This is a genomic window from Pseudomonas putida (assembly GCF_026625125.1).
In the GTDB taxonomy this organism is placed as follows: Bacteria; Pseudomonadota; Gammaproteobacteria; order Pseudomonadales; family Pseudomonadaceae; genus Aquipseudomonas; species Aquipseudomonas putida_X.
This window is the reverse complement of the sequence record NZ_CP113097.1, coordinates 578,775-590,188: the sequence shown is the minus strand read 5'-3', so window position 1 is coordinate 590,188 and position 11,414 is coordinate 578,775. Positions and strand designations below refer to the sequence as shown.

General features: G+C 63.0%; 8 protein-coding genes. 6 read left to right on the top strand and 2 right to left on the bottom strand.

The window, feature by feature from the left end; all coding sequences use genetic code 11:
• The first annotated feature begins 10 nt into the window (after positions 1-10).
• Positions 11-1,453 carry a TldD/PmbA family protein gene (locus tag OSW16_RS02735; RefSeq protein ID WP_267820569.1) on the top strand — a complete coding sequence of 481 codons (1,443 nt, stop codon included), beginning with the start codon at positions 11-13 and terminating at the stop codon, positions 1,451-1,453.
• Positions 1,453-2,772: a TldD/PmbA family protein gene (locus OSW16_RS02730; RefSeq protein WP_267820567.1), complete on the top strand. Its 1,320-nt coding sequence runs from the start codon at positions 1,453-1,455 to the stop codon at positions 2,770-2,772. Before OSW16_RS02735 ends, OSW16_RS02730 begins: the two co-directional genes overlap by 1 nt.
• Positions 2,773-2,896: 124 nt before the next feature.
• On the opposite strand, the gene OSW16_RS02725 is transcribed toward OSW16_RS02730, so the two are convergent.
• On the bottom strand, positions 2,897-3,877 hold the full coding sequence (locus OSW16_RS02725; RefSeq protein WP_267820565.1) for an RHS repeat-associated core domain-containing protein: 981 nt from the start codon (positions 3,875-3,877) through the stop codon (positions 2,897-2,899).
• Between the two features lie 263 nt (positions 3,878-4,140).
• Between OSW16_RS02725 and mdtD the strand changes: the two genes are divergently transcribed.
• The 4 genes from mdtD to yccS all read left to right on the top strand — a co-directional run bounded on the left by mdtD (position 4,141) and on the right by yccS (position 10,614).
• Positions 4,141-5,568, top strand: a complete 1,428-nt coding sequence (gene mdtD / locus OSW16_RS02720; protein WP_241804032.1) for a multidrug transporter subunit MdtD — start codon at positions 4,141-4,143, stop codon at positions 5,566-5,568.
• Between the two features lie 112 nt (positions 5,569-5,680).
• Positions 5,681-7,018 carry an ATP-dependent RNA helicase DbpA gene (gene dbpA / locus OSW16_RS02715; RefSeq protein ID WP_267823863.1) on the top strand — a complete coding sequence of 446 codons (1,338 nt, stop codon included), beginning with the start codon at positions 5,681-5,683 and terminating at the stop codon, positions 7,016-7,018.
• 147 nt (positions 7,019-7,165) lie between these two features.
• Positions 7,166-8,347 (top strand): NAD(P)/FAD-dependent oxidoreductase, encoded by a 1,182-nt coding sequence (locus OSW16_RS02710; RefSeq protein ID WP_267820563.1) that lies wholly within the window; start codon positions 7,166-7,168, stop codon positions 8,345-8,347.
• An 83-nt stretch (positions 8,348-8,430) separates the two neighbouring features.
• Entirely contained in the window at positions 8,431-10,614 is a 2,184-nt protein-coding gene (gene yccS / locus OSW16_RS02705; protein ID WP_267820561.1) for a YccS family putative transporter, read from the top strand.
• A 22-nt stretch (positions 10,615-10,636) separates the two neighbouring features.
• Here yccS and OSW16_RS02700 read toward each other — a convergent pair whose 3' ends face one another.
• The gene (locus OSW16_RS02700) at positions 10,637-11,374 is read right to left on the bottom strand and encodes a substrate-binding periplasmic protein (protein WP_267820559.1); all 738 of its coding nucleotides are present in this window, start codon (positions 11,372-11,374) and stop codon (positions 10,637-10,639) included.
• Positions 11,375-11,414: the final 40 nt, after the last annotated feature.

Sequence of the window (11,414 nt, the reverse complement as noted above, 5' to 3'; positions counted from 1 at the left end):
AGGCTTGCGCATGTTCGATTCCAGCGCCCTGCTGCGCCAGCGCTTTGCTGCGCTGCGCAGTACGGCCGAGTTGTTTTCCCTACGCCATGTAAAACAGTCGCACCAAGCGCTGTCGGTTCGCCGCAATGTCGCCGAACCGCCATGCTTCAGCCTGGACGAAGGCGCCATGCTCAGCGTGCGGATCAATGGCGTGGAGGCCTATGCGGCGACTGCCGACCTGTCCCAGGCTGGGCTGCAGCGCGCCCTGGAGCAAGCCGAGACGCTGGCCCGGCAGATCGACCGGCACAGCCTGCTGGACCTGCGCGACCAGCCCGTGGCCAGCGCACGCCACGATCATGTCTCGCCCAACTTCGACCAGCCCGTCCCCAGCCTTGCCGATTGCCTGGGCCTGCTCGCCGCCGAATCGGCCAGCGTGCCCAAGGACAGCCGCCTGGTGGACTGGCAGGCCAGCCTGGGCTTGAGCCTGGTCGAGCAAACCTACCTCAACTCCGCCGGCGCCGAACTGCGCCATGCCCAACGTTTTCTGTTCCCAGGCCTTGGCGTAACGGCCAGCGATGGCCAGGACAGCCAAAGCCGCAGCCTTGGCCGTGACAACTTCGGCCAGCAGGGTGGTTTCGAAATCATCGAGCGCTGTGGCCTGGTCGGCGCGGCCAGCCGGGTAGCCGACGAGGCACTGCAATTGCTGCTGGCACCGAACACCCCCAGCGGCCCGCGCGACCTGCTATTGATGCCCGACCAGATGATGCTGCAGATCCACGAATCCATTGGCCACCCACTGGAGATGGACCGCATTCTCGGTGACGAGCGCAACTACGCCGGCACCAGCTTCGTCAACGCCAGCGATTTCGGCCACCTGCAGTACGGTTCCAGCCTGCTCAACGTGACCTTCGACCCAACCATCGGCGAAGAGCTGGCCAGTTACAGCTTCGATGACGACGGCAGTGCCGCCAGCAAGCAGTTCCTGATCCGCGACGGCCTGCTGCTGCGCCCGCTGGGCGGGGCGCTGTCGCAGTTCCGCTCCGGCCTGGACGGCGTGGCCAACAGCCGCGCCTGCGGCTGGAACCGGGCACCCATCGACCGCATGGCCAACCTCAACATCGAGCCGGGCGACCAGTCTCTCGAGCAACTGATCGGAGGCATCGAGCACGGCATCCTGATGCGTACCAACCGTTCCTGGTCCATCGACGATGCGCGCAACAAGTTCCAGTTCGGCTGCGAATGGGGCCAACTGATCGAGAACGGCCAGCTCAAGGGCATCGTCAAGAACCCGAATTACCGCGGCATCTCTGCGCAGTTCTGGCGCAACCTGTCGGCAGTCGGCGACCGCAGCACCTTCCAGGTGCTGGGCACGCCCAACTGCGGCAAGGGCGAACCCAACCAGGTGGTGCGCGTAGGGCACGCCTCGCCGGCCTGCGTGTTCCGCCAGATCGACGTATTCGGAGGAGACGCGTGATGAAACAGGCTTTCGAAACCCTGGTCGGGGACGTACGCGCCGGCCTGCACGCGGGCGAGCAGTTCACCCTGAGCTACAGCGCCGAGCAGTCGCAATTCGTGCGCTTCAACCACGCCAAGGTCCGCCAGGCCGGCGAAGTAAGCCAGGCCAGCGCGCAACTGCGGCTGATCCGCGATGGCCGCCAGGCCGAACAGCAAGTGACCTTGAGCGGCGATGCGCAGCTGGATCGCCAACGCCTGGCGGATGCGCTGCAGCAGCTGCGCCAGACACTGCCACTGCTCGCCGTCGACCCTTACCTGCGCCTGGACGAGAGCGCCTGGCACAGCCACAGCCAACAAGCGCAGGCGCTGCCAGACCTGAGCGAAGTGCTGGCGCTGCTGGAGCATGAAGCCGGTGACCTCGACCTGGTCGGTATATACGCCGCGGGGCCGATCTGCCGAGGCTTCGCCAGCTCGTTCGGCGCCTTCGGCTGGCACCAGGCCAACAGCTTCAACTTCGATTGGAGCCTGTTCCACTCAAACGGCGAGGCGGTGAAGGCCAACTATGCCGGCCAGCTGTGGAGCGCCGACGACTTCAGCGCACGCCTGCGCCAGGCGCGGGAGCAGTTGGGCTTTCTCGGGCGCCCGGCGGTCACCCTCAAGCCCGGCAGCTACCGCGCTTTCCTGGCGCCGGCAGCGATGGACGAGATCGCCGGCATGCTGTGTTGGGGCGGTTTTTCCGCGCAGGCCCTGGCGACTGGCAACAGTGCCTTGCAGCGCCTGTACAACGGCGATGCGCGGCTTAGCCCGCTGGTGAGCTTCTCCGAGCAAGTCAGCGGTTCGTTGAGCCCGGCGTTTTCCGATGAAGGCTCACCGCGCCTGGATGTGCCGTTGATTCAGCAAGGACAGGCGCAGCAACGGCTGATCAGTGCCCGCAGCGCTGCTGAGTTCGAGTTGCTGGCCAATGGCGCAGACAGCTACGAATCGCCCTGCGCCCTCAGCCTGGCAGCGGGAAATCTTGCCAACGCAGACATCCTGGCGCGGTTGGGTACTGGCCTGTACATCAGCAACCTGTGGTACCTGAACTACTCGGACCTGCCGGCAGCGCGCATGACCGGGCTCACCCGCTTCGCGACCTTCTGGGTGGAAAACGGTCAGATCCAGGGGCCGGTAAGCACCATGCGTTTCGATGACAGCCTGTACAACTTGCTGGGGAGCCAGCTGGAAGACCTGACCTGTGAGCGGGAAATGATCCTGTCGACCAGCACCTATGGACAACGCAGCACTGGGTCGAGTCATTTGCCCGGGGCACTGGTCAAAGGCCTGACATTGACACTATAGGAGGGCAATACCAACCTCTTCGCAGGCCTGACCAGACTGTGAAGAGGAGTATAATGCAGAGCATGCTACGGATACCCTGTGCTAGGGAACCATGTCAATGCTACCCAGCCCTATTATCGAACCCCTACGTGCTTCGAATACTGTTGGTTTCATTCCACAAGGCCATGACTTCAACAGACTTCCGGACCGGAATGGGCTGATAATTTCTAACGGGCAGTTTAGGTTGGCTAATACGACTCTCGTACGGCTCAAGAGCCGCTTTTAGCCTGACTGCATGCACCTCCGTCATACCCGTATAACTAATGTTGATTTTTGGAGCACCCCGTGCTGACGGAGGTAAAGTCTGTGAGATTTGAATGTGTTGAGAGTCCAACCCTCTCTCGACGGAGTTAATGACATCTCTCACAGCTGTGGCTGATACCTTATCCGTCATTGGAAGATAGCTCTTCATATACTTGGCAAAACCCTTCGGGTCGTAAGCAGCAGTATCCTGCACCATTCGATTTATTCCAATCCCATCGTCCAGCCCAGCCATCGACTGCGGCGCTAGAACCTCTGCCGCCCGGCTGTAGCTAATTATTCCATTATGCGCGAGCGTCTCCCTACTAAAGAAGTCTACAAGGGACCTGCGCCCCACTTCCCGACCTGCCAAAAATTGAAGAGTAGGAATGCCAGCACGCCCGCTCGGGTCGATAAAGTTGACGGGATCTCCTCGACAATAGGCATAATCATTAATACCCGCCGATGTAAAGGGGCCAGACTTATCAGGAGAGCAGAAGCGCCGGAGTCTGGGACTGTAAAAACGCTCGCCATTGCCCAGCGCATACACCGTCTGCCGCGGAAGGTAAAGTTCACCATTGAAACCCAAACTAAGTTTGGCCCTTCCAGGCACACCGTCGCAGCCGTACGCGTCGTAACAAAGCGCGTGATCGCCTGTGCTGCCAGTGATCGCCCTGAGCACCGATGAAGAGACGTCAGTCGCTATCAATCGCCTACAATCAGCCTGGCCCAGGACCAGCGGTAGCCGACCAGACCGCATCAGGCGTTCAGCCCCTGCGGCATCCATCAGCATGGCCAAACATCCTTTTTCGTAGAAAAACAGCATTTCCTGCTTCCTCGCCCAGGTAAGGCCCACCTCGACCCACAGCAATCGTGAGGCGAGAAACCTGCATGCCGTCACGCCTCCCTCTACAATCACCCTGTATCGTCGAATGCTCAACTGGTAAAAGTGATAGGACCGTCAAATATCTGGCTCTGCATCAAGCGGTTGAATCCGCAGGAACTCGGCAGGTCTCTGAGATAACGCACCGGCTTTCCCCCTCCACATGAAACTGCCCGTGCCTGTCCAGCCCATGATTTGAGGATAAAATGCCCGAACGCACCCCGTTGGACCCCACCACCGCCCGCTGGATCCCTTGGGTGGTGGCCATCGCTTTCTTCATGCAGTCCCTGGACGGCACCATCCTCAACACCGCGCTCCCAGCCATGGCCCGCTCGCTGGCCGAAGACCCGCTGCGCATGCAGGGTGTGATCATCGCCTACATGCTCACCGTGGCCCTGCTGATCCCCGCCTCGGGCTGGATCGCCGACCGCTTCGGCACCAAGCGCATCTTCTTCAGTGCCATCCTGCTGTTCAGCTTCGGCTCGCTGCTGTGCGCCGCCGCTAATAGCCTCGGTTTCCTGATCTTTGCCCGTGTGGTGCAGGGCCTGGGCGGCGCCCTGATGCTGCCGGTCGGGCGGCTGGTGGTGCTGCGCGCCTACCCGCGCACCGAGTTGGTGCGCATCATGAGTTTCATCACCATCCCCGGCCTGCTGGGGCCGCTGCTGGGCCCGACGGTTGGCGGCTGGCTGGTGGAAATTCTCAGCTGGCACTGGATCTTCCTGCTCAACCTGCCGGTCGGCCTGATCGGCTGCTACGCCGTGTGGAAGTTCATCCCCGACCTGCGCGGCGCCGAACGGACCCGTTTCGACACGCCGGGCTTCCTGCTGTTCGGCGCCGCGATGGTGCTGATCACCATCGCCATGGAAGGCCTGGGCGAGCTGCACCTGCCGCACCTGCGGGTGATGCTGCTGTTGTTCGCCGGCATGGCATGCCTGGCGGCTTACTGGCTGCGCGCCGGGCGCGATCCCGAACCGCTGTTCTCGCCCAGCCTGTTCCGGGTGCGCACCTTCGCCATCGGTATTCTGGGCAACCTGTTCGCCCGCCTGGGCAGCGGCGCCCTGCCGTTCCTGGTGCCGTTACTGTTGCAGGTGGCGCTGGGCTATTCGCCAGCGCAGGCCGGCATGAGCATGATCCCGCTGGCGGCGGCCGCGATGGTCGCCAAGTCCGTTGCCCGGCCGCTGATCGAGCGGCTCGGCTACCGGATCGTCCTCACCGGCAACACCGTGCTGCTCGGCCTGCTGCTGGCCAGCCTGGGGCTGGTCGACGGGCAAACCCCGTATGCCGTACTGCTGGTGCAACTGGCCCTGCTGGGCGCGGTGAACTCCATGCAGTTCACCGCCATGAACACGGTAACCCTGATCGACCTCGACGATGCCAGCGCCAGCAGCGGCAACAGCCTGCTATCGGTGGTCGCGCAGCTGTCGCTGAGCCTGGGCGTAGCCTGCGCAGGCGCACTGCTTGGCGGTTTCACCGCAGCTGGCAATGCCGATGGCGTGGACACCACCTTGGGCGCCTTCCAGCTGACCTTCGTGACCATCGGTATCATGGCCATGCTGGCGGCGGCGATCTTTCTGCAGCTGTCGCCGACGGACGGAAGGCGTGCCCGTCGTCCGGAACAGCACATGGAGTCTTAGGGCGAATGGCCATGAGGCTGGTAGACTGCGTGGCATTTTTCGCTTCGCAACGCAGGCCCGCCTCGTGACCACCGAAACCACCGCTTTTGCCACCTTGCCGCTGTCCGCCGCCATGCTGGCCAACCTGGACGCCCTCGGCTATGCCGCGATGACACCGATCCAGGCCCAGAGCCTGCCCGTCATCCTCAGAGGCCAGGACCTGATTGCCCAGGCCAAGACCGGCAGCGGCAAGACCGCTGCCTTCGGCATCGGCCTGCTCAACCCGATCAACCCGCGTTACTTCGGTTGCCAGGCACTGGTTCTGTGCCCCACCCGCGAGCTTGCCGATCAGGTTGCCAAAGAGCTGCGCCGCCTGGCCCGCGCTGAAGACAACATCAAGATCCTCACCCTGTGCGGTGGGGTGTCGCTGGGCCCGCAGATCGCTTCGCTGGAGCATGGCGCGCACATCATCGTCGGCACCCCAGGGCGCATCCAGCAGCACCTGGACAAGGGTACCCTGGTGCTCGACGGGCTCAATACCCTGGTGCTGGACGAAGCCGACCGTATGCTCGACATGGGCTTTTTCGACGCCATCGCCAGCATCATCGGCAAGACCCCGTCGCGCCGCCAGACCCTGCTGTTCTCCGCCACTTACCCGGCCGGTATCGAGCAATTGGCCGCCGACTTCATGCGCAAGCCGCAGCAGGTCAAGGTCGAGAGCCTGCACACCGACAACCAGATCGAACAGCGCTTCATCGAGATCGACCCGCAACAGCGTCTGGAGGCCGTCACCCGTGTGCTCGGCCACTACCGCCCGCAGTCTTGCGTGGCATTCTGCTTCACCAAGCAGCAGTGCGAAGACGTGGTCGCCCACCTCACCGCCAAAGGCATCGTGGCCCAGGCCCTGCACGGCGACCTCGAGCAGCGCGACCGTGACCAAGTGCTGACGATGTTCGCCAACCGCAGCACTTCGGTGCTGGTAGCCACCGATGTGGCTGCACGCGGTCTGGATATCGATGGCCTGGACATGGTCATCAACGTGGAGCTGGCGCGCGATGCCGAAATCCACGTGCACCGCGTCGGCCGTACCGGTCGCGCGGGCGAGAAAGGCATTGCCGTGAGCCTGGTGGCACCGGCCGAAGGCCATCGCGCCCAGGCCATCGAGGCACTGCAAAAGAGCCCGCTGCGCTGGGACCAGCTGGACAGCTTGAAGAACAAAGGTGGCGAACCGCTGTTGCCGGTCATGACCACGTTGTGTATCGCCGCAGGCCGCAAGGACAAGCTGCGCCCGGGTGACATCCTGGGTGCGCTGACCGGTGATGCCGGCATCCCGGGCAAGCAGGTGGGCAAGATCGCCATCTTTGACTTCCAGGCCTTCGTGGCCGTGGAGCGGGCCTTGGCCAAGCAGGCGATGCAGCGGCTGAACAGCGGCAAGATCAAGGGCCGCGCCCTGAAAGTCCGCATTCTCTGACATCTTTTGGGGCTGCTTTGCAGCCCATCGCCGGCAAGCCAGTTCCCACAGGACCACCACAGGCCTCAGGCATTGTGCAATATCCGTGGCTGCTGGCTTGCCTGCAATGGCCGCGCAGCGGCCCCGAACCAGCAATGAGGTAACACCGTGCACACCACCGACGTGATCATCCTCGGCGCCGGCGCCGCCGGCCTGATGTGCGCCCAGCTCAGCGCCCGCCGTGGCCGCCGGGTGCTGCTGCTCGACCATGCCAACAAGCCCGGCAAGAAGATCCTCATGTCGGGTGGCGGGCGTTGCAACTTCACCAATATGTACACCGAGCCGGCCAACTTCCTTTCGCAGAACGCACATTTCTGCAAGTCGGCCCTGGCCCGCTACACCCAATGGGACTTCATCGAGCTGGTGGCCAAGCATGGCGTGCCCTACCACGAGAAGAAGCTCGGCCAGCTGTTCTGTGACAACAAGGCCAGCGACATCCTCGACATGTTGCTGGCCGAATGCGACGAAGCCGGTGCCGAGCTGCGCATGAACACCAGCATCGAGCAGATCGAGAAGACCGAAAGCGGCTATCTCCTGCAAACCAGCGCCGGCCAGTTCGCCTGCCAATCGCTGGTGATCGCCACCGGCGGCCTGTCGATTCCAACGCTGGGCGCGACCGGCTTCGGCTATCAGGTAGCCCGCCAGTTCGGCCATACCTTGCTGCCGACCCGCGCAGGCCTGGTGCCGTTCACCATCACCGAGCCTCAACTCAAGGCATTGTGCACCGAACTGTCGGGCACCTCGCTCGATTGCACAGCCAGCTGCAACGGCACCCGCTTCCGCGAGAACCTGTTGTTCACCCACCGCGGCCTCAGCGGCCCGGCGATCCTGCAGATTTCCTCGTTCTGGAAGGCCGGCGACACCGTTGAAATCAACCTGCTGCCCGACCGTGATGCGCTCATCTGGCTGCAACAGCAGCAGGCCGAGCGCGCCAACGCGGAACTCAAGACCGTCTTGGGCGAGGTGTTCACCCGCAAGCTGGCGAACCTACTGGCCGAACAGTGGTTCGAATCAAAACCCATGAAGCAGTACACCCCGGCGGAGCTGGCGCAGATCGCCGACAAACTGGCCGCCTGGCAGCTGGTACCGGCAGGCACCGAAGGCTATCGCACCGCCGAAGTCACCTTGGGCGGCGTCGATACCCGCGAGGTGTCGTCGAAAACCATGGAATCGCTGAAATCCCCCAACCTCTATTTCATTGGCGAGGTGCTGGATGTCACCGGCCATCTGGGCGGTTTCAATTTCCAATGGGCATGGGCATCAGCCAACGCTGCAGCACAGTTCGTGTAGAGTAGAATCCATTCAGCAGCACGGAACGCTTCTTGCTGGTCCGTGCCGTAATGCATTCATTCGATCACTGCCAGCAGGCCATCATGTCATCGAGTTCATTCCGTCAGTCATTGCGTCGCCTGTGGGGTCAAGACAAATTCAGCTACGCCATCCGGGTGACCATCGCCCTCACCGGCAGCATGGCCTGGTGCTGGTACCAGAACGAGATGAGCCTGCTCATCCCGTTGTTCCTCGGCATCATCGCCAGCGCGCTGGCCGAGACCGACGATAGCTGGCAAGGCCGCCTCAGCGCGTTGCTCGTCACCCTGGTGTGTTTCGCCATCGCTGCAATTTCGGTGGAACTGCTGTTCCCCTACCCCTGGATCTTCGCCATCTCCATGGCGTTGGCCGCCTTCTCCCTGACCATGCTTGGCGCACTGGGTGAACGCTACGGAGCGATTGCGTCGGCAACGCTGATTCTATCGGTGTACACCATGATCGGCGTGGACCAGCGCGGCGGCGAAGTCAGCGACTTCTGGCATGAACCGATGCTGCTGGTGGCCGGTGCCGCCTGGTATGGCTTGCTCTCGGTACTGTGGCAGGCACTGTTCTCCAACCAACCGGTACAGCAGAGCCTGGCCAAACTGTTCTTCGAACTGGGCACCTACCTCAAGCTCAAGGCCAGCTTGTTCGAGCCGATTCGCACACTCGATGTCGAAGCCCAGCGCCTGGCATTGGCCCGGCAAAACGGCAAGGTGGTCGCCGCGCTGAACGCCGCCAAGGAGATCATTCTGCACCGGGTCGGCAACAGCCAACCCAACTCCAAGGTCAGCCGCTACCTGAAGCTGTACTTCCTGGCCCAGGACATCCACGAACGGGTGAGCGCCTCGCACTACCCTTACAACGCCCTGACCGAGGCGTTCTTCCACAGCGACGTGATGTTCCGCTGCCAGCGCCTGCTGCGCAAACAAGGGGCGTCCTGCCAGGAACTGGCACGCTCGATCCGGCTGCGCCAGCCGTTCGTTCTGGCCACCGGCTTCGCCGAGGCCCTCGATGACCTCAACGCCTCGCTGGAGCACCTGCGCAACCAGAACAATCCCGCCTGGCGCGGGCTGTTGCGCTCACTACGCGCCCTGGCGGCAAACCTGGCCACGCTGGACCGCCTGCTTGGCGCCGCCAGCAACCCGGACAGCCTGGCCGACGCCAGCGACAGCAGCCTGCTCGACCGTTCGCCACGCAACCTCAAGGATGTGTGGAAGCGATTGCGCACCCAGCTCACACCGACCTCACTGCTGTTCCGCCATGCCCTGCGCCTGTCGTTGGCGCTGTCGGTGGGCTACGGCATGGTGCACTTGATCCACCCGACCCAAGGCTACTGGATCATCCTCACCACCCTGTTCGTCTGCCAGCCCAACTATGGCGCGACCCGGCGCAAGCTCGTGCAGCGGATCTTCGGCACAGCCATCGGCCTGACCGTTGGCTGGGCGCTGTTCGACCTGTTCCCGAATCAGCTGATCCAATCGGCGTTCGCAGTGGTGGCCGGGGTGGTGTTCTTCGTCAACCGGACCACCCGCTACACCCTGGCCACGGCGGCGATCACGCTGATGATCCTGTTCTGCTTCAACCAGATCGGCGATGGCTACGGCCTGTTCCTGCCACGGCTGTTCGATACCTTGGTCGGTAGCCTGATCGCCATCGTCGCGGTGTTCCTGTTCCTCCCCGACTGGCAGGGCCGGCGCCTGAACAAGGCGCTGGCCAACACCCTGGCCTGCGCCAGTGTGTACCTGCGTCAAATCATGCAGCAGTATGCCCACGGCAAGCGCGATGACCTGGCCTACCGTCTGGCCCGGCGCAACGCACACAACGCCGACGCAGCGCTGTCCACCACACTGGCCAACATGCTCATGGAGCCGGGGCACTTCCGTAAGGAGGCCGATGTGGGCTTCCGCTTCCTGGTGCTGTCGCACACCTTGCTCAGCTACCTCTCAGGGCTGGGGGCGCACCGTGATACGGCGCTACCGGCAGAAGTCCATGAGCAGCTGATCGAGGGCGCGGGGCAGGCATTGGCCGCCAGCCTCGACGAAATCGCCAACGGCCTGGCGGCGCGGTTACCCGTGGCGATCCACAGCGATGCAGAGGAAGCCTTGGCCAATACGCTGGAGCAGATGCCCGAAGAACTGGATGAACATCAACGATTGGTGCAAACCCAATTGGCGCTGATCTGCCGGCAGTTGGGGCCGTTGCGCACCTTGGCAGCGCACTTGATCAAAGAGAGCTCACCGGCCTGATCGTTCTTGCCTGCGCCGCAGATCAAAAGCCATGCTGGCGCAGAAGCCGTGCATAGCTGCCGTCTGCCTTCATCGCTTCGATGCTGCGCTCGAATCGCTCGACGATCTGCCGATGCTCCGGGTGCTTGAGGCTGACCAGGATATGCAGGGTGTTCTCGCCCAGCGCGGGTTCGACCAACACCACCACATTGCGCACCGACTCCGGTTCGCGCTGCAGGTTGTAGCGCGCCACGAACTCATCTTCCACCGCCAGGTTTACCCGCCCAGCAGCCAGCATGCGCACGGCGGAGGAAAAGTTGCGTACCGGCACCTTGTGCAAGCGGGTGTCGCTATCGAATGCCGGTGAGTAGGCATAATCACGCACCACGGCAATGCTGTAGGGGTACAGATCGGCCAGGCGGCTGTAACGGAAGCTGTCACCCTTGCGCTTGAGCAAACGGATGCGGTTGGTCAGGTAGGCCTTGGAAAACTGGCCGATGCGGGTGCGCGAATCGTTGTACCAGGCATTGATCAGTACGTCGTAGCGGCCTTCGCTCACCCCGAGCAGCGCCCGCGCCCACGGTACTTCCTCGTACTCGCTGGGGTAACCTGCACGCGCCAGCGCCGTGGTGACGATACTGGTGGCAAGGCCACCACCGGGCATACCGGCATCGGTGAACGGCGGCCAGGTATCGGCCACCAGCCGCAGTTTGGCCTGGCCCAGGGCTGGCGCCGCCAGCATTACGGCCAACACTCCCAGAACGCAAAACAGTGGCCGCATGCTCAAGTCCTTTTGCAATAGGGGGCACAGGCTGTTGATG